General features: G+C 67.1%; 21 protein-coding genes. 15 read left to right on the top strand and 6 right to left on the bottom strand.

Annotation, left to right across the window (positions count from 1 at the left end; translation table 11 throughout):
* Window positions 1-4 precede the first annotated feature (4 nt).
* The 5 genes from HSR6_RS07735 to HSR6_RS07715 are packed head-to-tail and all read right to left on the bottom strand — an operon-like array spanning window position 5 to window position 4,680.
* Window positions 5-751: a 4-phosphopantoate--beta-alanine ligase gene (locus HSR6_RS07735; protein WP_071933277.1), complete on the bottom strand. Its 747-nt coding sequence runs from the start codon at window positions 749-751 to the stop codon at window positions 5-7.
* Window positions 752-786: 35 nt separating this feature from the next.
* Window positions 787-1,620 carry a pantoate kinase gene (locus HSR6_RS07730; RefSeq protein WP_070365330.1) on the bottom strand — a complete coding sequence of 278 codons (834 nt, stop codon included), beginning with the start codon at window positions 1,618-1,620 and terminating at the stop codon, window positions 787-789.
* A 3-nt stretch (window positions 1,621-1,623) separates the two neighbouring features.
* Window positions 1,624-2,928, bottom strand: coding sequence for an aspartate--tRNA(Asn) ligase (aspS, locus tag HSR6_RS07725; protein ID WP_071933276.1), 1,305 nt, complete (start codon window positions 2,926-2,928; stop codon window positions 1,624-1,626).
* Between the two features lie 53 nt (window positions 2,929-2,981).
* Window positions 2,982-3,680 (bottom strand): phosphoglycerol geranylgeranyltransferase, encoded by a 699-nt coding sequence (locus HSR6_RS07720; protein WP_070365328.1) that lies wholly within the window; start codon window positions 3,678-3,680, stop codon window positions 2,982-2,984.
* Window positions 3,681-3,720: 40 nt separating this feature from the next.
* On the bottom strand, window positions 3,721-4,680 hold the full coding sequence (locus tag HSR6_RS07715) for a transcription initiation factor IIB (RefSeq protein WP_070365327.1): 960 nt from the start codon (window positions 4,678-4,680) through the stop codon (window positions 3,721-3,723).
* Between the two features lie 176 nt (window positions 4,681-4,856).
* Between HSR6_RS07715 and rnhA the strand changes: the two genes are divergently transcribed.
* Both rnhA and HSR6_RS07705 read left to right on the top strand, forming a co-directional pair.
* Window positions 4,857-5,453 (top strand): ribonuclease HI, encoded by a 597-nt coding sequence (gene rnhA, locus HSR6_RS07710; protein ID WP_070365326.1) that lies wholly within the window; start codon window positions 4,857-4,859, stop codon window positions 5,451-5,453.
* Window positions 5,446-6,015, top strand: coding sequence for a DUF7108 family protein (locus HSR6_RS07705; RefSeq protein ID WP_070365325.1), 570 nt, complete (start codon window positions 5,446-5,448; stop codon window positions 6,013-6,015). The genes rnhA and HSR6_RS07705 overlap by 8 nt, the downstream gene beginning before the upstream one ends.
* Window positions 6,016-6,039: 24 nt before the next feature.
* Here the strand turns inward: HSR6_RS07705 and HSR6_RS07700 are convergent, their stop codons facing one another.
* Entirely contained in the window at window positions 6,040-6,390 is a 351-nt protein-coding gene (locus HSR6_RS07700) for a PadR family transcriptional regulator (RefSeq protein WP_070365324.1), read from the bottom strand.
* Window positions 6,391-6,504: 114 nt separating this feature from the next.
* Here HSR6_RS07700 and HSR6_RS07695 point away from each other — a divergent pair, with 114 nt between their 5' ends.
* The 13 genes from HSR6_RS07695 (at window position 6,505) to HSR6_RS07635 (ending at window position 19,378) form a co-directional block, all read left to right on the top strand.
* Entirely contained in the window at window positions 6,505-7,038 is a 534-nt protein-coding gene (locus HSR6_RS07695) for an inorganic diphosphatase (protein WP_070365323.1), read from the top strand.
* Window positions 7,039-7,330: 292 nt separating this feature from the next.
* On the top strand, window positions 7,331-8,677 hold the full coding sequence (locus tag HSR6_RS07690) for an alkaline phosphatase family protein (protein WP_071933275.1): 1,347 nt from the start codon (window positions 7,331-7,333) through the stop codon (window positions 8,675-8,677).
* 41 nt (window positions 8,678-8,718) lie between these two features.
* The gene (locus HSR6_RS07685) at window positions 8,719-9,147 is read left to right on the top strand and encodes a DUF7310 family coiled-coil domain-containing protein (RefSeq protein WP_071933274.1); all 429 of its coding nucleotides are present in this window, start codon (window positions 8,719-8,721) and stop codon (window positions 9,145-9,147) included.
* Window positions 9,144-9,611, top strand: coding sequence for a DUF7311 family protein (locus tag HSR6_RS07680; protein ID WP_070365320.1), 468 nt, complete (start codon window positions 9,144-9,146; stop codon window positions 9,609-9,611). Before HSR6_RS07685 ends, HSR6_RS07680 begins: the two co-directional genes overlap by 4 nt.
* 22 nt (window positions 9,612-9,633) lie before the next feature.
* Window positions 9,634-11,460 (top strand): ATPase, T2SS/T4P/T4SS family, encoded by a 1,827-nt coding sequence (locus HSR6_RS07675; protein ID WP_071933273.1) that lies wholly within the window; start codon window positions 9,634-9,636, stop codon window positions 11,458-11,460.
* The gene (locus HSR6_RS07670) at window positions 11,453-12,967 is read left to right on the top strand and encodes a type II secretion system F family protein (protein WP_071933272.1); all 1,515 of its coding nucleotides are present in this window, start codon (window positions 11,453-11,455) and stop codon (window positions 12,965-12,967) included. The genes HSR6_RS07675 and HSR6_RS07670 overlap by 8 nt, the downstream gene beginning before the upstream one ends.
* 26 nt (window positions 12,968-12,993) lie before the next feature.
* Window positions 12,994-13,461, top strand: coding sequence for a DUF7283 family protein (locus tag HSR6_RS07665; RefSeq protein ID WP_071933271.1), 468 nt, complete (start codon window positions 12,994-12,996; stop codon window positions 13,459-13,461).
* Entirely contained in the window at window positions 13,442-13,813 is a 372-nt protein-coding gene (locus HSR6_RS07660) for a DUF7285 family protein (protein WP_071933270.1), read from the top strand. Before HSR6_RS07665 ends, HSR6_RS07660 begins: the two co-directional genes overlap by 20 nt.
* On the top strand, window positions 13,810-14,301 hold the full coding sequence (locus HSR6_RS07655) for a DUF7284 family protein (protein WP_071933269.1): 492 nt from the start codon (window positions 13,810-13,812) through the stop codon (window positions 14,299-14,301). Before HSR6_RS07660 ends, HSR6_RS07655 begins: the two co-directional genes overlap by 4 nt.
* Window positions 14,298-17,171 (top strand): DUF7286 family protein, encoded by a 2,874-nt coding sequence (locus tag HSR6_RS07650; RefSeq protein WP_071933268.1) that lies wholly within the window; start codon window positions 14,298-14,300, stop codon window positions 17,169-17,171. Before HSR6_RS07655 ends, HSR6_RS07650 begins: the two co-directional genes overlap by 4 nt.
* 6 nt (window positions 17,172-17,177) lie before the next feature.
* On the top strand, window positions 17,178-17,654 hold the full coding sequence (locus tag HSR6_RS07645) for a DUF5791 family protein (protein ID WP_070365313.1): 477 nt from the start codon (window positions 17,178-17,180) through the stop codon (window positions 17,652-17,654).
* 31 nt (window positions 17,655-17,685) lie between these two features.
* Window positions 17,686-18,888 (top strand): MFS transporter, encoded by a 1,203-nt coding sequence (locus HSR6_RS07640; RefSeq protein ID WP_083426120.1) that lies wholly within the window; start codon window positions 17,686-17,688, stop codon window positions 18,886-18,888.
* 25 nt (window positions 18,889-18,913) lie between these two features.
* Window positions 18,914-19,378: a DUF7109 family protein gene (locus HSR6_RS07635; protein WP_070365312.1), complete on the top strand. Its 465-nt coding sequence runs from the start codon at window positions 18,914-18,916 to the stop codon at window positions 19,376-19,378.
* The last annotated feature ends 11 nt before the right edge of the window (window positions 19,379-19,389 follow it).

Raw genomic sequence — 19,389 nt, 5'->3', positions numbered from 1 at the left:
TCGATCAAAGGCCGTCGCGAATCCGCGCTTCTGCGGCGTCGAGTGCCTCAGCGGCGTCGAAGTCCGTTCGAGCCTGTTCGATCGCTTCCGGGCCCGCTTTTGCGAGGTCCCTCGCGTGGTCGGTGATCCGCGGGACCGCTCTGAGAATGTTGTCGATGATCGGGATGGCCGCGACCTGGGCCGAGCGGGAGAGCGGATTCAGATCGATCACGATCTCGGTCTTGCCCATCTCGGACAGCGCCTGGGCGCGATCGCCGTCCTCCAGCGGAACGAGCACTACGTCAGCCGCTTTGATGCCGTCGGCGTCGACTTTCGCCCGCTCGTGGGAGAGGCCCGGGATGCGGGCGTCGGCGTTTCGGCCCTTGACCTCCCTCGCCCCGTGGTCTTCTAAGTGGGACTCGATCGCCGCCATTCGCTTTTCGGTCCGGTTGAAGAGGTTGACTTCGAGGTCGGCGTCCACTGTTTCGGCCAGTTGCACCATCGCCTCGGGAACGAGCGCGGCGACGTTCCCGTTGACGCTCAACACCGGGTGCTCGGCGGCCAGCAGGGTCGCTGCCGCCGCGCGAGCGGCCCGGTCGGCACTCGGGATCGTCTCCTCGCCGAGCAGGTAATCGAAGGCCTCGCCGCGTCCCTGGGCGATGAGTCCCTGTCGACTGGTGATACCGGCGTCCACGCCCGCCTCGATCCGGTGGCGGGTCACGAGCGAGTCGTGCCGGGGGTGATCGGCCGGGATCTCATCGCAGTCGGTCATCGAGTGGCCTAGTTCACGCGCCGCCAAAAACCCCGCTACTCGATTCGGGCCCCGGCCGGATCGACACGTGTCACCTGGGGCTCGTAGCCGGCGTCGCTGAGTGCCGTGCCAAACCCGAAGACGGTCTCGCCGAGCATCGCCATCGAACCCACGCCGCCGGTCTCCTCGACGGCCGCGAGGATCGACTCGACCCGCGCCGTGGCGAGTCCCACGTCGGCGGTGAACTGGCGGGCGGACTGCATGAACTGCGATCGAGTGGGCCGTTCCTGGAGGCGCTCCAGGGCTGCGGTTCCGGCCCGGGTAAGCACGTCCGGGTGCTCGGTGAGGACATCGGGTGTGGAGAGTTCACCGAGCGCGAGGTACTCCACGCGGCCGCCGCCGGGAATTCCGTCCAGGGCCCCGTGGGGCGGCGCTCCTGGGGACTCGCGGATGACGATGCCACCCCGGGCCTGCGCGACGACGTCGCCCAGTCCGGTGCCCGCCTCGACGTCGGCCACGTGGGCGACGGAGACCAGTTCGTTCATCGTGTGGGCCAGCCCGGCCGCCTCGTTCGCCGCGAGTGCGGTTCCCAGAGCCATCCCGCCGGAGAGCCCAAAGCCTCGTCCGATGGGGAGGTCCGTACTGACTTCGACGGTTGCCTCGACCCCTAGCGCGTCGAGCACCCGGGAGACGGATTCGACGCTGGTCGGCGCTCCGTCGAGCGTGATGGTCGTCCGGTCGGCCGGCTGGCAGGTCACCTCGACGCCGGCTTCGAGGGTCAGGCCTGCGCCGCGGGACCCGGTTTCAGCCGGTGCTTCTCGCCGATCGACCGTGAACAGGCCGGTGACGTGGCCGGGGACGAACGCGGTGGCCGCAGCCCGGTCGGGCATCCACTACGGCGAGAGCCGCGAGCGGTCCCGCGGGAAGATGACGGCCTCGCGGATGTTGTCCAGATCGAGCATCGTCACGAGCAGCCGCTCGGCACCCATCCCCCAGCCCGCGTGGGGCGGCATGCCGTACTTGAACATCTTGGTGTAGTACTCGAAGGCCGCCGGGTCCAGGCCCTGGGCCTCGAAGCCCTCGACGAGTTCCTCGTAGCGGTGTTCGCGCTGCCCGCCCGAGACCAGTTCCATCCGGGGGTGATTCAGGTCGAAGCCGGTCGAGACCTCCGGATCGTCGTCCTCGTCTTTGATGTAGAAGGGCTTGACCGAGGCGGGCCAGTTCGTGATGAAGTAGTGCTGGTCCATCTCCTCACCGAGGGCTTTCTCGGCCTCGGTCGGGAGGTCATCGCCCCAGGTGAGTTGTTCGTCGACGACGCCGGCGGCGTTGGCTCGCTGGATCGCCTCCTCGTAGGTGATCCGGGGGAAGCCGGCCTCGGGCACCGTAAAGGAGTCGGCCAGGCCCAGGGTTTCGAGTTCGTCCTGGCAGTTCTCCTGGACGGCCTCGTAGACCGAACGCACGAAGGTCTCGGCCACGTCCATGGCCTCATCGGCGTCGATGAAGGCACTCTCGAAGTCGATGCTCGTCGCCTCGTTCAGGTGCCGGGGCGTGTTGTGTTCCTCCGCCCGGAAGATCGGGCCGATCTCGAAGACCCGCTCCAGCCCGGAGGCCGCCAGGAGCTGTTTGAACAGCTGAGGGGACTGGTTCATGAAGGCCTCCTCGCCGAAGTACGTGATCGGGAAGAGTTCGGTCCCGCCCTCGGTCCCGGTGGCGACGATCTTCGGCGTGGTGATCTCGGTCGAGCCCAGGTCGCGGAACGTCTCTCGGGCGGCCCGCAGCACTTCGCTCCGGATCTCGAAGATCGCCCGTGGCTCGTCGCGCCGCAGGTCGAGCGTGCGGTTGTCGAGTCGCGTCGAGAGGTCGGCGCCCACCTTCCCCGAGGGGTCCAGGGGCAGTTCGGGGTCGGCCGCGGCGATCACCTCGATCTCCGAGGGGACGACCTCGACGCCGGTCGGGGCCCGATCCTCCTCGAAGACCTCGCCCGTGACCGAGAGGACACTCTCGCGGTGGACCGAGAGCGCCCGCTCGACGAGTTCGTCGGGCAACTCGTCTTTCTCGAACTTGATCTGGATCTTGCCCGTTCGATCGCGGAGGATGAGAAAGGCGATCCCCCCGAGGTCGCGAATCTCGTGTACCCACCCGGCGACGGTGACCGACATGCCAGGCTCGGCGTCTGCAGCGTGTGTCCGGTCTTCCATGGACGTGACTAGATCCCGGGCCGCTCTTAAACGCCAGTATTTCGGCCGACCGGTCAGGCCTCTTTCGCGCCGCGGACGGTCTCCTCGACGGCTTCGACCCCCTCCTCGTGGACGAGGTCGCCGACGACCACGACGTCGGCCACTGCGCCCATCGCTTTGGCTGACTCGTAATCTCGAATCCCGCCACCGTAGAAGAGTGTCGAGTCATCGAGTGCCTCGGTCGCGGCCGCGACCGTCTCGGTGTCCCCGAGCATCCCCGAGTACTCCAGGTAGACGATCTCCTGGCCGAAGAGTCGCTCGGCGACCGCCGCGTAGGCCGCGACCTCCTCGGTGTCGAGATCGCAGTTCGCCTCGGTGTAAGTGGCAACCGAGGCGTCGGGGTTGAGCACGATGTAGGCCTCGGTGTGGGTGCGATCCCACTCGACCTCGTCGATGCGTGCCCACTCCTTGTGGGCGCCCGTGATCCAGAAGGGATCCCCGGCGTTGAACACTGTCGGGATGAGATAGCCGTCCAGGCCCGGATCCTCGATGACGACACCCGGGTTGGACGGCTCCTGGAAGAGTGGCACGTCGTACTCGCGACAGGCGCCCACCACCCGCTCCATTTTCTCCTCGGTCATCCCCGTCGTCCCGCCGATTTCGATGGCGTCGGTGCCGCTCGTGCAAACGTCGGCGAACGTGTCATCGCCGGCGAGTTCCTTGTCGGGATCGACTTTGAGCACGTGATCCCACTGAGTCCACGGCCCGCTCATGGCTTGATCGACACTTGGCGCGGCTAAAACGGCTTCGACTCTAGTTGTGGATGCCCATCGCTTCGATCTGCTCCTGGTACCGGTTCCGGATCGTGACCTCGGTCACCTGGGCGACGTCGGCGACCTCCCGCTGGGTCTTCTTCTCGTTGCACAGCAGTGAGGCGGCATAGATCGCGGCGGCGGCGTAGCCAGTCGGGGATTTCCCGGAGAGCAACCCTTTCTCGGCGGTCGTCTCGATGATCTCGTTTGCTTTGGACTGGACTTCTTCGGAGAGTTCGAGTTCGGAACAGAACCGGGGGACGTACTTCTTGGGATCGACGGGTTTCATCTCCAGCCCGAGTTCCTGTGAAATATACCGATACGTCCGACCGATCTCCTTGCGTTCGACCCGCGAGACCTCCGAGATTTCCTCGAGACTGCGGGGGATGCCTTCCTTGCGACAGGAGGCGTACAGGGCCGAGGTGGCAACGCCCTCGATCGATCGGCCGCGAATGAGGTCCTCCTTGAGCGCCCGGCGATAGATAACCGAGGCGACCTCGCGTACCGATCGTGGGACCCCGAGCGCACTCGCCATTCGGTCGATCTCCGAGAGGGCAAATTGGAGGTTGCGTTCGCCGGCGTCCTTGGTCCGGATCCGTTCCTGCCACTTGCGAAGCCGATGCATCTGGCTTCGCTTCTTCGAGGAGATCGACCGACCGTAGGCGTCCTTGTCCTTCCAGTCGATCGTGGTCGTCAGCCCCTTGTCGTGCATCGTCTGGGTGGTCGGGGCCCCCACGCGGGACTTCTGCTGGCGCTCCTGATGGTTGAAGGCGCGCCACTCCGGGCCGGGGTCTATCTTCTCCTCTTCCAGGACGAGTCCACACTCGTTACAGACGAGCTCGCCCCGGTCGGAGCTTTTGACCAGATCCTCGGAGCCACATTCCGGGCACTCCCTGACGCCCTCTTTTGACTCCTCGGTCTCGGCCGCTTGTCGCTCCCGCTGGCGGGTAGACCGTGTCATCGCACTTTTATAGTAGCACTCTACACACACTTAAACCCATTGCCGATGTCGGGTCCCTTCTCAGGGGACAGAACGCAGTAAACGCGCTGTAATACGCGTCTACACGCTCGTCGGCAACTTCACTTGAAGTATGACGATTCGCATTATACTTGTGCGACGGGAACCGACAGGCTGGCATGCCGGTCCTGGAGTGTGACCCGACCGAGGCTCGCGAGCGTCTGCGGGAGGCAGGCGCGACGATCTCGCCCGGAAAGACCGACCACGAGGTCTTCCACGCCGACTTAGGTGAGGCCCACGCCGTCGCCTACGAGGACAGCGTCGTCGTCCAGGGCAAACGCCCGGTCGACATCACCGCGGTGCTCGAGGGCGACGGGGGTGGGCGCGTGCATGTGTACTTCGATGGAGCCTGCCGGGGTAATCCCGGGCCGTCGGCCGTGGGCTTCGTCCTCGTCGACGAGCATGGAATCGTCGAGGAGGGTGGCGAGACGATCGGTCGCGCCACGAACAACCAGGCGGAGTACGAGGCACTCATCCGCGCGCTCGAAGTCGCGGCCCAGTACGGGTACGACGAGATCGAGATTCGCGGGGACTCCGAGTTGATCGTCAAACAGGTTCGGGGAGCCTGGCAGACCAACGATCCCACCCTCCGGGAGTACCGGGTCCGGGTGCACGAACTCCTGGACGAGTTCGAGGAGTACTCGATTACCCACGTGCCCCGGGAGACGAACGAGCGGGCGGACGACCTCGCAAACGAGGCCCTCGACAATGCCTGAACTGCCGGAGCCGGTCGTGGAGACGGCGCGGGCGATGACCCGAGCACTCCGCCGTGGCACCCATCAGGACCCGGACGCACTGCGAGATCGACGCGAACGGCTCCTCGCTCGGTTCGACTACACGGCTCGCGTTCGTGAGGACGATTCTGGGCCGGTCCTGGTCTGTCATCCCGCCGCGTGGCTCGACGACGATGGGGTGTTCCAGCCCGAAGCAATGGAGTCGACGGCAGCGGCGGTCGAGCGGGATCTCTTCGAGCCGGCCGTCGAGGGGGGCTGGGCCACGATCGAGGCCCACAACCGCGAACTCGCTGGGGAAGTACAGGACCGATACGGTGATCCCCACGGCGCCACGGCGACGGCGTTTGCCGAGTACATGGCGAATCACCACGAGGCGCCCATCGAGGCTGCCTCGGAATCGGCGGTCAAAACCTTTCTCACCGAGTACCTCCCGCGAAACGCCTGGCCGACCCAGGCACAGAAAGCAAATGCCGAAACCTCGATTCGGCGGCTTTTCGACGTCGCGGGTGAGCCCGTGCCGCTCGACCGTGACCGGAAACGGTGACCGGTAACTCCCGTTAGGCGGTGCTTAAGCTTCGTCGACGATGGCGTCGACGAGTTCTGCGCGTTCGCTGTCCGTCACGAAGTGTTCCAGACTCCAGGTGAGGTCATCCTTGACGGCCTCCATGCCCGCGTCCGTGAGCGCGTACTCGTTGGTCCGCTTGTCGAGCGCGCTCTTCTCCACGAAGCCCTCCGAAACCAGGTCGTCCAGGTTGGGGTACAGGCGTCCGTGGTTGACTTCGTCGTCGTAATAGGACTCCAGCTCTCGCTTGATCGCGAGCCCGTATCGGGGCTGCTCGGCGAGGACCGTGAGGATGTTCTTCTGAAATGCCGTCAGCTCCCGTGCAACCGCCACCTCGGCGCTCCGTGCTTCTGCCATAGCCGTTAGGAAGTCATTGAAACATTTAACACTTCTCAAACGAAGCACGTTTCCCTTGACACGTTTCCGGGCCAACCCGTAAAGTTGATGCGGCAACCGGGGACAGCACTCAGTATGACGAATCTCTTCGAAGACCTCGAAACCGGGCCGAACCCACCGGAGACCATCTATGCGGTCATCGAGTGTCTCAAGGGCGAACGCAACAAGTACGAGTACGACAAGGACATCCCCGGCGTGGTGCTCGACCGGGTCCTGCACAGCAACGTCCACTACCCGGGCGATTACGGCTTTATCCCCCAATCTTTCTACGACGACGGTGATCCCTTCGACGTGCTGGTGCTGGTCGAGGACCAGACCTTCCCCGGCTGTGTCATCGAGGCCCGCCCGATCGGGCTGATGCGGATGGACGACGACGGCGAGCAGGACGACAAGGTCCTGGCGGTCCCCGCCGAGGACCCCCGCTATGACCACATGCAGGACCTGGCCGACGTGCCCCAGCAGACCCTCGATGAGATCTCGGAGTTCTTCGAGACCTACAAGAACCTGGAGGCAGGCAAGGAAGTCACCACCCAGGGCTGGGAGGACCGGGAGGCTGCCTTCGACGCCATCGAGCACGCCCAGGAGCTCTACGTCGAAGAGTTCGAGTAGGTTTCGGGACCCCCATTTTCGCGCTGATGTCTCTCACACATCAGCACCGGCTCGACCCATGTATTATGCGCATGGGTAATTTCATGTGGGTGGGTCGCAAAGTATAGTTCGTGATGGCCGCAACGGACACCCGCGTGGGAATCAGACACCTGACGGTCGTGCCGAGGAACTTCGAACCCGATCTGGAGCCCCGCTCGGAGACGGAGACAGACCCGGACCAGAACGCGTAGCTGGGGCTGGGACACGCGGATACGAACCTTCTTGGGCGTGCCCACGATAGTGCCAGGCTGATATGGGTCTGTTCGACCGGTTGCGCGGGGACGACGGTCCGCGTGTAGCGTTTGTGGGCATCGACGGGGTTCCGTGGTCGCTCATCGAGGACAACCCCGAGACGTTCCCGAACCTCACGGCGATGGCCGAGGACGGGGCCGGGGGGCCAATGAACAGCATCGTTCCGCCGGAGTCGAGTGCCTGCTGGCCGGCGCTCACGACCGGGACCAACCCCGGTAAAACTGGCGTGTACGGCTTCCAGGACCGTGAGGTCGGCTCCTATGACACCTACGTCCCGATGGGGAACGACGTGCAGTCGACCCGCCTCTGGAACCGGGTCGTCGAGGCCGACCGGAACGCGACGGTCATGAACGTGCCCGTCACCTTCCCGCCGGACCGGGAACCGACACGGATGGTCTCGGGGTTCCTCTCGCCCTCCGTCGAGAAGGCGGCCGTCCCCGCTAGCTTTGCCTCCGAACTCGAATCGATGGGCTACCGGATCGACGTGAACGCGAAACTGGGCCACGACGCGGACAAAACTGAGTTCATCCAGGACGCCTTCGAGACCCTCGAAGCGCGGTACCAGGCCTTCGAGCGGTACGTCGAGGAGGGAGACTGGGACCTCTTTTTCGGCGTGTTCATGACGACCGACCGGGTCAATCACTTCCTCTTCGAGGAGTATGAACGCGACGGCGAGTACCACGACGAGTTCCTCGAGTTCTACGCGACCGTCGATTCGTACCTGGGAGCGCTCCGCGAGAAGCTTCCGGCGGACACGACGATGGTCGTCGCGAGCGACCACGGCTTCACCACGCTGGATTACGAGGTCCACTTGAACACCTGGCTCCAGGAGGCTGGTTGGCTCTCCTTCGAGAGCGAGGATCCCGAGGACCTGAGCGACATCGCCTCGGAGACGACCGCCTACTCCTTCATCCCCGGCCGCTTCTACCTCAATCTCGACGGGCGGGAGCCCCGCGGGTCGGTGCCCGAGTCCGAGTACGAATCGGTTCGTGCGGATCTCAAAGCGGAGATCGAGTCCCTGACGGGCCCGGACGGCCGCCCCGTCGTCGACCGAGTCGTTCCGAAAGAGGAGGCGTTCGCGGGCGATCACGACGACATCGCGCCGGATCTGATCGCGATTCCGAACGACGGCTTCGACCTCAAATCCGGGTTTACGAGCCACGAGAACGTCTTCGACAAGGGCCCACGAAACGGGATGCACACCTTCGAGGAGGCCACGCTGATCGTGGACGACCCGTCCGTGTCGATCCCCGCGGAGACGGACTTGCTCGACATCGCGCCGACGATTCTCGATCTGCTGGACCTCGATCCGGAGGTCCCCGAGTTCGACGGCGAGTCCCGCTGCTGACTCCCGAGGTTTATCAGGGAACGTCGGCCCACCCTGGAGCGATGCCTGCACGACGCTCCATCGACGAACGACTAGGTGCTCTTGAACGCCGATTCGACGACCGTGAGGGTCCGGCCGCACCGACCAGCGCGGACACCGACCCCGCCCGGGAGGAGTCCCTCGAAGCCCGAATCGAATCCCTTGAGGAGACAGTCACCGAACTCCGCTCGGAGGTCCAGGCCTTGCGGGGCTATGTGGGCCAGGTCGAGCACGTCAACCAGTCGGTCGAACGGCGGGCCGACGCGGCGATAGCCGCCGTCGAACGGCTCGAATCGGCTCCGAAGACCCCACCGCCGATCGCCACGGCCAGCCCCGACCCGACGACAGCGGACGCCGATTCTGGGACCGAAACCACCGAGTCTGATCCCGCGGAGCCGGCCGAACCCACCGCGGAGTCGGGACTCCTCGATCGGCTTCGGGACCTTCGATGAGCGTTCGGGTGTTGCTCGCGGTGGTCCTCGCCGCGGCACTCATCGGGGTTGCGATGCCAGCGATTCACGAGGCCCAGGCGGCCCGGGCCGACCAGCAACTCTCGGGGAGTGTCGATCGGCTGACCGCTGGAGCGACCGACCTCACTCGCCACAACGATCCAGTCCAGCCCGGCGTTCCGGGGGCTCGCCGACAGGTGTCGGTGACCATCCCCCCGAAACCCGCAGGCGTTTCTCTCAGTATCGAACCCGCTTCGGGAAACGGAACCGACACCGTCCTCCGGACCAGCGTTCCCGGCGAGCCCGACTCGATCACCCGTCTCTCGATGCCCGTTCGTCCTGTGGGCACGGAACGAGCAGTCCGGTGGAACGACACGCTCGTTCTCGACGATTCGAGTGACCTCACCCTTCGGTATCGGCTCGTCGACGGGCGGCCGGTGGTGACGGTGGCCCGAGGGTTCAAGTAGGGGCACCGGGCCACCCCGATCCATGTTCGGATCGTCGGACGACGCCGAGGCCGCCTGCCAGTGTGTGCCCACGACGGACGGATCGACCCTGCAACTCGACGCGACTTCCTGCCCGTCCGGCGGTGACCTCGTGACGAGTGGGGCCTGCCGTCGGACTGTCGTCGAAGCGATTTCTCGACCCATCGAAGTGATTCGCATCCAGCGAGCCGGCGTCGTGCGGGTGCACAAGGGTGAGGCGGTCGACCTGTTCCGTGCCGCCGCCCAGTTCGCTGGTCGGATCGGGGCCCGGGACGAACGCCTCGCCACGCGTACCCGCGAGGATCCCCTCGATGTGTCCGCCGAGGCCGCTGGGCGGGCTGGACTTGTCGGCGAGGCAGCCACGGCGAGTGGGCTGGCCTCGTACGAGGACGACAGCTACGAGCACGTACTCGATCCGATCCGGGTCCCCACGATCGCGTCGAGCGCACTCGACCAGCGGCCGCCGTCGGATGGGGTGCTCCGGGGTTCCCGCGTGCTCGATTCCGGCGCGACCGTTCGGGTCTACGATCGGCCCCACGGCCAGCCGATCCATCACCTCGAACCGCTGGAGTACACCCTCGGGGACACGGCCCTGTCGACACTTGCCGCGGCGCGGGATCGGCTGCTCGCGACGGCCCCCGGCACAACGAGGGATCATCGAGCGGCGGTCGAGGCCGTCGCCGGGACGGACTGCCCGATCGACACGCTCACCCGGGTACTCCAGAAACACACCGCCGGATACGGCGTCTTCGAGGATCTCTTTGCCGACGACCGGCTGTCGGAGGTCTTCGTCAACGCACCGGCGACCGAGAACTCGCTTTTCGTCCGCGTGGACGGCGAGGAACGGCGCACGAACGTCAGGCTCACCGACCGCGGCGCGGATCGACTCGCCGCCGGTCTCCGCTCCGAGAGTGGTCGGGCCTTCTCGCGGGCCTCGCCGACTATCGACGCCTCGCTCTCCGGGATCGGGTCGGCCGACGCCGTGCGGGTTGCGGGTGTTCGTGAACCCGCGAGCGATGGATATGCCTTCGCGCTCCGGGTCGAGGGCACCGATCGTTGGCGATTACACGATCTGGTCGCGAATGAGACCCTTGGGCCTGCGGCGGCTGGGTTACTCTCCGTGGCGATGGAGCGGGGCGGCGCCCTGTTGATCGCCGGGCCGCGAGGGGCTGGAAAGACCACGATGGCCTCGGCGTTGCTCTGGGAACTCCCCGCCCACACTCGCCTGCTGGCCATCGAGGACACGCCGGAGTTGCCCGTTCGGGCGCTCCAGGACGCTGGTCGGGACGTGCAGCGCCTCGAAGCCGCCGCCGACCCGAATGCGGCGATCGATCCGGCGACCGCGCTGCGGACCGCGCTTCGATTTGGCAACGGCGCGCTGGCGGTCGGCGAGGTCCGGGGCGAGGAAGCGTCGGTCCTCTATGAAGCCATGCGGGTGGGCGCAGCCAGCGACACCGTCATCGGGACGATCCACGGCGACGGCTACGAGGGGGTGAAAGAGCGGGTGGTGGCCGACCTGGGGGTCCCTGAGTCTTCCTTTGCCGCGACGGATCTCCTGGTCACGCTCAAACCCACGGCCGATGGGAAGCGAGTCCACACGATCGAGGAGGTCACCGACGGGGGAAGTGCCACCCTCTATGCGTACGACGGCACGCAACTGAATGAGACGCCGCGCCTCGAACGGGGAAACAGTCACTTCGTCGAGTCGATCAGCACTCCGGGAGAGACCTACGCCGAGACCCGCCGGGCGATCGAGACTCGTGCCGACGCGCTCACGGGGTCGCCGCTCACTCGGGACAGTCACACATCGGAGGCTCGGGCTGATGGGTGAGCGAATCGAGTGGGCGACGACCGGGGCGACAGTCCTGACGATCCTGGGGCTGGACGAGCTGTTGGCGTCGGTTCGGGATCGACTCGACGAGTTCAGTCGAATCCGGGCGGTCGGGGCCGCTCCGGACCTGATCGCCTTCGTGATCCTCCAGTTGAAACTCACGCCGTCCCTGGAACGCGGCGCGGACTTCGCGACGGGGGCCGTCGACGGCCGACTGAGTCGCTCGCTTGCGGCCCATCGGATCACGGCCGTCTCCGGTGACCGTGCCTTCGAGACGTTCGGTGCCGAATGGGCACCCTATGCCCCATCCCTTCGCCGGGCGAGTACCCTGTTGGGGGTCGCGATGGACGCGCCTGCAGAGCGACGGGCGGAGACGCTGGCCGATGCCCTCGAAGCGGTCCTCGAAGGGACTCGCGAACGGGTCGTCGAGTTCTCGACGGCCATTCGCGGGCCGGCGATGGGGATCTACGCGTTCGGCGTGATGCTCCCGCTCGCACTGGTCGGGTTGTTGCCAGTGCTCTCCTCGACTGGTGGCGGCGTCTCGATGGTCGCGCTGGCGGTCGCGTACGATCTGCTGGTTCCGCTCGGGTTGATCGCGAGCGGCGTATGGCTGTGGGCCCGCCGGCCGGCGATCGCCGACAGCGCGTTCGACCGCGGGCTGCTGGCCCACGGGACGAGTTGGGTCACGGTGGTGCTGGCCGGGCTTGGTGCGGCCATCCTCGCCACGCCGGGCGCGACCGTCCTTGGACCGTCCTGGGTCGGGCCGATCGTCGCCGTCGGCGCGAGTCTGGGGACTGCACTGTTCGTCTGGCTCCGGCCGATCGTCGAGGAGCAGGACCGACTCGACGAGCTAGCGGCCCGGCTCCCCGACGTGCTGGCCGTCGCCGGGCAACGACTCGAAGCCGGTGCCCCCCTCGAACGGACGCTGCCCGCCATCGGCCAGCGCTTCGACGGACCGATCGGCGATCTCTTCGAAGCGGGTGCAACTCGCCGACTTCAATCGGGCGAGCCGGTCGAGGCGGCGCTTCTCGGTCCCGATGGTGTGGTGGCCGAACTGTCACGGAAGCGTGTCCGAGCGGCCACGTCGCTTCTCGTGACGGCGGGCGAGTACGGTCCCGAAGGCGGGGCGACACTCCAGACCGTCGGGAGCTACCTGGGTGAGCTGTTCGCGGTCGAGCGTGAGGCCCGCCGCGAACTCGCACAGACCACGAGCACGCTCCGGCAGACCGCGGTCGTGTTCGCGCCGGCGATCGCCGGGGTCACGGTGGCGCTGGCGACGGGGATGAACGCCGCGGAGGCGGGCTACACCATCGAGGTCGCGCCGCTGGGCCGTGTCGTGGGCATCTATGTCCTCCTGCTCGCGGCGATTCTCCCCTCGCTCTCGGTCGTCCTGGCTCGCGGGTTCGACCCGGTCCGGATGGGCTTTCAGAGCGGGATCGCGCTGGGTGTCAGCAGCCTCGTCTACCCGCTTTCCTTCGTGGCCGCCCGGACGCTGGTGTATGTTTAAGTAGGAACGTCGGACCACCCCAGTTCATGTTCGACGTTCCCGCCGACACGACGTGGCTCTGGGTCGGCCTGGTGCTCGTCTCGGCGACCATGCTGGGTGTGGCCCTCAGCCTTCCCACGGCTCCGCCGGACGCCGAGCGCACGGCGTCGACGATCGACTCGGTTGCGGCGACCGACTATCCCGGTTCGGCCACGATCGACCTGCGAGCCGAGGCCGTCAAGATCGGCCCGGAGCGGGTCAGCCTCAGGGGCGCTGGTGGCACGGCCCACGCGGACATCCAGTATGGGCCGGTCACGCCGGTGCCGCCCAATTCGAGGCTCGAACGCGTGCTCGACGGGCAGTCCCCGGCAGCGGTCTTCGACGGATCGATCGCGTTCGCCGGGGCGGCGGAACGCGCAACCGGGCGGCCGGCGTCCTGGCGCGAGAACAGCGAGACCTTGCGGGTTCGACAGGTAACTTACGGGGAGGTGAACCGTGTTCTCGTCGGCGCGTAGGGGCCAGATCGAGCCGCTTCCGGCCCTGCTGGCGGTCGCGATTTTCGCCATCGGGATCTCCCTGTACGGGGTCACCCTCTCCGGGGTCCCGAACCCGACTGGGCCCGAGATCACCGACGCCACGGTGTCGGCGACCGCCGAAACCCTTGGCGAAGGCTCGACGGTGGTGCCGGCACGGATGGATCAACTGGACGGCGAGCTTCCGCCGGATGTCGGCGTGACGCTCCGAGCCGACGGCCAGGTGTGGGAGTACAACGACCCGCCTGCAGATCCGGACCGAACACGGATTCGACACGTGCTCGTTCGCACGGCGACCGGGGAGCAGCCTGGCCTGCTCCGGGTGAGTGCATGAGCGAGCGCGGCGTGAGCACGGTGCTCGATGTCGTGCTCGGGCTCCTCCTGGTCGGTCTCGCGGCGGGCGTTCTCGTCACCTCGATTCCCCAGCCCGCCGACCCACCGACCGAGGACGGGACCCCGTCTGTCCTCGGGAGCACGCTCACGGTCGAGTACGAGACGTCCGCCGGAGCTCATTCCGTCGAGGCGACGGTGGGCACACTGCTCAGGGACGCCATCCTGGCCAGTCACGGTTCACAGACGCCACGGACGGCTGCGTTCCGTTCGGCCGTCGAGACGACGGTGAGCAGTCACCTGGAGACCCACGGCCTGCCAGTTCAGCTGGTCGGGAGCTGTCGGGGCACCGAGTCGACCGATCCACTCGTCGTCGGCCCGGCCCCGCCTGGCGACCAGGTGGTCCGGGCGACGGTGTACCAGGTTCCAGCCCCAGCCAGTGCCACCGAGCAGTGTGAGCCGGTGGTCGTCGTCCGGCGGTGGTCGCGATGACGTTCGTCGCCGACCGCCGCGGACGGGTCCCCTTCGCGTTCATCGGGGCGGTCCTGCTCCTGACGAGTTCGCTTTATGCCGCCTCCGTGGCCCCGCCGGCCACAACCGAACCCATCGTCGATGAGGTGGGTAGCGACGCCCAGATCGAGGCCCGACTGGCCCTCGACACGGCGATTCGGGACGCCGATCGAGCGGCCGCGGCCGAACCGGTTCTCGAGCCGAGTCCGCGTGGACTGGGCCGGGCGCTCCCCGAGAACGACACCTTCGAACACGCCCTCGAACTTCGGATCGCGGGGGCGGCCGAGACGGCCCTACAGGAGGCCGAGGCGGGTCGGGCCGGCGTCAAAGCCACCGTCTCGCTGCCACCGGTCCGGGACCACGAGTCGGCCCGTGCGGCCCTGGAGCGTGTGTCTATCGAACCCGTCACGGCGGACCGCTATCGAGTAACGATCCGGGACCTGCGGGTGACTGTCACGCGACACGATCGGCCCATCGACCGGTTCCGGTACAACGAGACGATCACGATGGAACTCCCCTCGCTGTCGCTCCACGATCGGACGAGTCGATACGAGGAGCGGTTGAACGCCGGGCTGGCCCAGCCGGGGCTCGCCCGCGATCTCACGGCCCGGCTCTTTCCGATCGTCTGGGCGCGGGGCTACGCCCAGTACGGGGGCGCGCCGATCCAGAACGTCCTGGCGAACCGCCACGTCGAACTCATGGCGAACGATGCGGCAGTGGCTCAGCAGGCGGCGGTCTTCGGCCAGGCGGACCCGGCGGGCCGCCGTGGCGTGAGCGTCGCCGCCATGGATGTCGCCACACGGGACGCTTTTACGGGAGCCGAGGAGATGCTGAAGTCCCAGGTCAGCAAGCCACGGGGTGACCAGAAGGGAGCTGGCGAGGTCGAGGGGTCCCCGTCGGTTTCGCTACCGAGCGTCGTCGACAACGAACAGTCGGTCGACGCGAACCACACCGCCGACGAGGCCTTCCTGGACTACGTTGCGGGCCACGATGGTCCGGGTCTGGAATCGACCGTCGACGATGTCTATCGAGCCGACGTGCGCGTCGAGACCCGTTCCCGGCCGATCGACACCGAGCGGGTGGCTGCCGAACCGCCGCCATCGAACGGGACCTATCTCGGCCGGACCCTCCACACTGACGAGTGGCTGGCGGACGGCCACTGGGAGTCCGGCCACGGTTCGACCCTCCGGACCTACGAGGGGCAGGTGATCGAGGAACGACGGGTCACCAAATGGTGGGTCCAGAACGGCTCGCTCGCGTTGACCGAGGCGGTAGATCACACAACCCACGCCGTCGAACTAACACTTTCCTGTCGGTACCAGCCGCCGGGAATCGCGCCGGACCGACCCGATGATCGGTGTCCCTTCGGGGCCGAGGTGCGCGAGCAACTGGCCGAGGACGGGTCCGACCGCCTGCTCTCGGGGTCGGCGCTCTCGAATCGGGCACAGGCGGCCGTCGACGGTGACGGCGAGTCGGGCTGGGAGCCGATCGACCTGGACCCGCCCGAAACCGTTCGGAACCGGGCCCAGCGGGAGACTGGCGAACTTCGACGGGCCGTCCGAGACATTTCAGTGAGCGTCGAGACTCGCTCGGTCGCGAGTTCCACGAACCCGGCTCGAAAACTGCGAAAAGCGATCGCTGCCCGTCGAGGGGCGCTCCTTGAGACACCCGCCAGCTACGACTCGGCGGCGGATCGAGCGGTCGCCGCCACCCGACAGACGTACCTCGACCGACTCACCGACCGCCTGGGGGACCGAACCCCCAAGGTCCAGCAGGCACAGGCCGCGTTCTCGGATCAGCTCCAGTCCCACGCGATTCCGAGCGAACCGCCCGAACGATCCACCCCCACACGGGCCCCGTACGTGGCCGGGGTAGACACCGGCCCGGCGTATCTCTCCGCTGACCCGCCCTCGGCGACCGACCCATCGATCGACGTTCGGAACGTGAACCTCTTTACGGTCCCCTACGGGGATGCAGCCGATGCCGTCACCGAGCAGGTCGAAGGTGTTGGGTCCCGAGAGGTTACCCTCCGGACCGCGGCCCAGACGCTCGCAGCGGTCGACTCACGGGATTCCGTGTCCGGCCGCGAGGTCCGTGCGCTCCGTCGCGAGGTCGAGGGCTCGGTGGCGAGTGCCACGGCCCGCTACCGGTCGGTCCTGGAAGCGGAACTGGGGTCCCACGAAGCCGATCGGGTCGTCACCACTGCCACGAACCGGTATCCCGACACCGCGTCCCGGGCGCTCGCGATCACGGACGGGCGACTGGCGCGGGCCATCGGCGACTCGCTTCCGGCGGGGGTGCCATCCCACGAGCGGGATCGGCTGCGCGTGGCCCTCCGGGTCGCCGGGACCGAGATCCAGTCCGAATCCGAGGTACAGGTCTCCCAGGACCTGGTCGAGGAAGCCCGTGTGGCGGTCGAATCCGGCTCGAATCCCGTCGTCTCGGAGACGGCCAAGGCGGCCGGCGAGAAAGTCGGGACGGCAGCCTGGGAGAAGGCCACTGACTCCTCGGTCACAAAGCTCCCCGCCGGGCTGCCGCTGTTGCCGATGCCCGGCTCCTGGTATGCCACCGCGAACGCCTGGACGGTCTCGGTTCGGGGGTCCTACGAGCAGGTCAGTGTTCGCACGCGTCGGGCCGCACCCGGCAGCGCAGAGAACGGGACGGTCAAATACGTCCGGGAGGACAGCCCTGTCCGACTGGACCTCGATCGGGATGGGCATCCCGACCGTCTCGGCTCCAATCGCGCGATCGACTTCGAGGCCCAGACGGGCGTGGTCATCGTGGTCCCGCCGGGCAAGACCGGCGTGGGCGATCGCGGTGGCGACGCGATCGAGGAGTCCCCAGGCTGGTGAGCGGCGATGACCGAGCCGCCACTGACGGCATTTTTGCGGGTTCCCGAGCGATGTGCGGACCCGATCACTGTCTCGCTGGAGAGTTTCGAGACGCTCCGTCGCGAGTATCGGGCGGTCCTGGCTACGGTGGTGCGAGCCGCGGGCGTCGACGCCGTGGCTGCGGCGACGGGGCTGGATCGGGAGCCGGTGGCGTCACTGCAGGCTTCTACGGACGCATCGTCGACGCCATCGCTGACGATCGATTCGGCGGCCGCGATTCTCGCCGTCGAGTCTTCGCTGTCCGAAGCCGAGATCGGCGAGCGGATCCGGGAGGACCTGCAAGTCGAAATGGCGCGGGTCCCGATCGATCTGACGGCGCTGGTAGACGCTCACGCGCTCGGCGATCGAACGACACTCCGTGCCCAACTGGCTGGCCAACGGCCACTCTCGCTCCGCTCGTACGCCCGCATTCGGGCGATCCTCTGGGACAGCGCGCGATCGTAAGGCTTGACACGGGCCCCGGAGAAGCAAAATCGTGCAGCCGCCGCAGACCGTCGACGTCGAGCGCCGCCGCCTGCAGGTCTTCTCGTCGCTTCTGGTGCTCGTTTTCCTGGTGAATTTCGGTCGGATCGTGTTCGCGCCCCTCCTCGACCCGTTCATCCGGACCTTCGGCGTCGGCGAGGCGACCGTCGGGATGGTCGCCACCCTCGCCTGGATGGGCAGTGCGGTCCCCCGCCTGCCGACGGGCTGGTTGCTGACCCGGTTCTCCCGCCAGCGAGTGATTTTGGGAACCGGCCTGCTGCTCGCCGGGGCCGCGAGTTTCACTGCGCTCGCCCAGTCGATCTGGCACATCGGGCTCGGGGCCTTCCTGCTGGGGTCCTCGAGTGGGATCTACTTCATCGCGGCGAACTCCCTGGTGAGCGAGCTATTCCCCGATCGGGTCGGTCGGGTCATCGGGATCCACGGGACTGCCTCCCAGGTGGCCGCGGTCGTCGCGCCGTTCCTCGTGGCCGCGGCCATCGCGATCTACAACTGGCGATTGCTCTTCGTCGGCATGGCGATCGCCGCCCTCCTGGGAACGGGCTGGCTGGTCTACACGGCTCGGCGGACAGAACTCCCCGACGTGGGTCGTGGGGATCGCCATCTCCTGCGCTCGGTTCGAAACCACTGGCCGATCGTCCTGACCGCGGTCGCGATCATCGGCGCGACTGGCTTCGTCTGGAACGGCTTTTTCAACTTCTTCGTGCGCTATCTCGTCACCACGAAGTCCCTCTCCACGGGGATGGCCGGGGCGATGTTGACTCTGATCTTCGCGGCGGGCGTGCCGGCCTTTTTCTATGCCGGGCGACTGGCCGACCGGCTCCCGCAAGTCTCGCTCATGCTCGGGATCATCACGTGGTTCGTCGGGTCCCTGCTCGTGATGACTGCCGTCCAGGGGCTCCTCGCGATCACGGTTGCGACCATCGCGCTGGGGCTGGGAATGCACAGTCTCCTCCCAGTCATCGATACCTACCTGCTCTCCTCGCTGCCCGACGCGGACCGCTCCAGCGCCTATGCGGCCTACAGCGCCACCATGATGGTGATCCAGGCCAGCGCCAGCGTCGTGGTCGGGACGCTGATCGAGGCGGGCTATGGTTTCGACCAGGTGTATCGCAGCTTCTCGGTCGTGCTGGTGGTCGTCGTCGTCCTCCTGCTCGGCCTGCACGTGACCGACCGGCTCCCGGAAGGGACAACGTGATAGCGGCCCCGAACGAGGGGCCGGTATGGAGCTGTCAGGCGACGAACTCGCCGGGATCGTCGACCAGTTCGGGGCCCTGCCCCCGGCCGCGCTCCGCTCGGGGATCGAGGAGACGGCTTTCCGGGCCGGTGTGGAACTCGATGCGGAGACCGTCGAGGAGTGGATCGACGAGGCGAAAGCGGACTTCGAACTGTTGACCGTCGAGCACGATGAGAAGACGCTGATCGTCCCGGGTCCCCGGGCCTTCCCCGAGGTTCCCGAGGCGGCCTCGGACCTGCCACACGTGCTGGCGGAGCCAACCCGCACGGTCCCGGCGGCAGCGCTGGAGTCGGGCATCCGGGCGCGACTGGACGAGGCCGTCGCGGCGGCCGAAACACCGGCGCGCGCAAACGAACTCGTCGACGTGACCTACGACGCGGAAGCCTGGGCCGGGATCGAACTGGCGGACGTTCGGGATCGGTTGCTCGATCTGGCGGAGGGGGAAAGCTAAGTTCCTGCATC

This window comes from Halodesulfurarchaeum formicicum (assembly GCF_001886955.1).
In the GTDB taxonomy this organism is placed as follows: domain Archaea; phylum Halobacteriota; class Halobacteria; order Halobacteriales; family Halobacteriaceae; genus Halodesulfurarchaeum; species Halodesulfurarchaeum formicicum.
The sequence above is the reverse complement of the archived record's forward strand: the minus strand, read 5'-3'. Positions and strand labels throughout refer to the sequence as shown.

Bases quoted from the DNA above. Each gene is read 5' to 3' on its own strand.
- HSR6_RS07665 (WP_071933271.1), top strand. From the start codon at position 12,994: ATGTTCGACGTTCCCGCCGACACGACGTGGCTCTGGGTCGGCCTGGTG.
- HSR6_RS07695 (WP_070365323.1), top strand. From the start codon at position 6,505: ATGACGAATCTCTTCGAAGACCTCGAAACCGGGCCGAACCCACCGGAG.
- HSR6_RS07650 (WP_071933268.1), top strand. From the start codon at position 14,298: ATGACGTTCGTCGCCGACCGCCGCGGACGGGTCCCCTTCGCGTTCATC.
- HSR6_RS07675 (WP_071933273.1), top strand. From the start codon at position 9,634: ATGTTCGGATCGTCGGACGACGCCGAGGCCGCCTGCCAGTGTGTGCCC.
- HSR6_RS07645 (WP_070365313.1), top strand. From the start codon at position 17,178: ATGACCGAGCCGCCACTGACGGCATTTTTGCGGGTTCCCGAGCGATGT.
- HSR6_RS07690 (WP_071933275.1), top strand. From the start codon at position 7,331: ATGGGTCTGTTCGACCGGTTGCGCGGGGACGACGGTCCGCGTGTAGCG.
- HSR6_RS07705 (WP_070365325.1), top strand. From the start codon at position 5,446: ATGCCTGAACTGCCGGAGCCGGTCGTGGAGACGGCGCGGGCGATGACC.
- HSR6_RS07670 (WP_071933272.1), top strand. From the start codon at position 11,453: ATGGGTGAGCGAATCGAGTGGGCGACGACCGGGGCGACAGTCCTGACG.
- HSR6_RS07735 (WP_071933277.1), bottom strand. From the start codon at position 751: ATGACCGACTGCGATGAGATCCCGGCCGATCACCCCCGGCACGACTCG.
- HSR6_RS07680 (WP_070365320.1), top strand. From the start codon at position 9,144: ATGAGCGTTCGGGTGTTGCTCGCGGTGGTCCTCGCCGCGGCACTCATC.
- HSR6_RS07685 (WP_071933274.1), top strand. From the start codon at position 8,719: ATGCCTGCACGACGCTCCATCGACGAACGACTAGGTGCTCTTGAACGC.
- HSR6_RS07700 (WP_070365324.1), bottom strand. From the start codon at position 6,390: ATGGCAGAAGCACGGAGCGCCGAGGTGGCGGTTGCACGGGAGCTGACG.
- HSR6_RS07635 (WP_070365312.1), top strand. From the start codon at position 18,914: ATGGAGCTGTCAGGCGACGAACTCGCCGGGATCGTCGACCAGTTCGGG.
- HSR6_RS07720 (WP_070365328.1), bottom strand. From the start codon at position 3,680: ATGAGCGGGCCGTGGACTCAGTGGGATCACGTGCTCAAAGTCGATCCC.
- HSR6_RS07730 (WP_070365330.1), bottom strand. From the start codon at position 1,620: ATGCCCGACCGGGCTGCGGCCACCGCGTTCGTCCCCGGCCACGTCACC.
- aspS (WP_071933276.1), bottom strand. From the start codon at position 2,928: ATGGAAGACCGGACACACGCTGCAGACGCCGAGCCTGGCATGTCGGTC.
- rnhA (WP_070365326.1), top strand. From the start codon at position 4,857: ATGCCGGTCCTGGAGTGTGACCCGACCGAGGCTCGCGAGCGTCTGCGG.
- HSR6_RS07715 (WP_070365327.1), bottom strand. From the start codon at position 4,680: ATGACACGGTCTACCCGCCAGCGGGAGCGACAAGCGGCCGAGACCGAG.
- HSR6_RS07655 (WP_071933269.1), top strand. From the start codon at position 13,810: ATGAGCGAGCGCGGCGTGAGCACGGTGCTCGATGTCGTGCTCGGGCTC.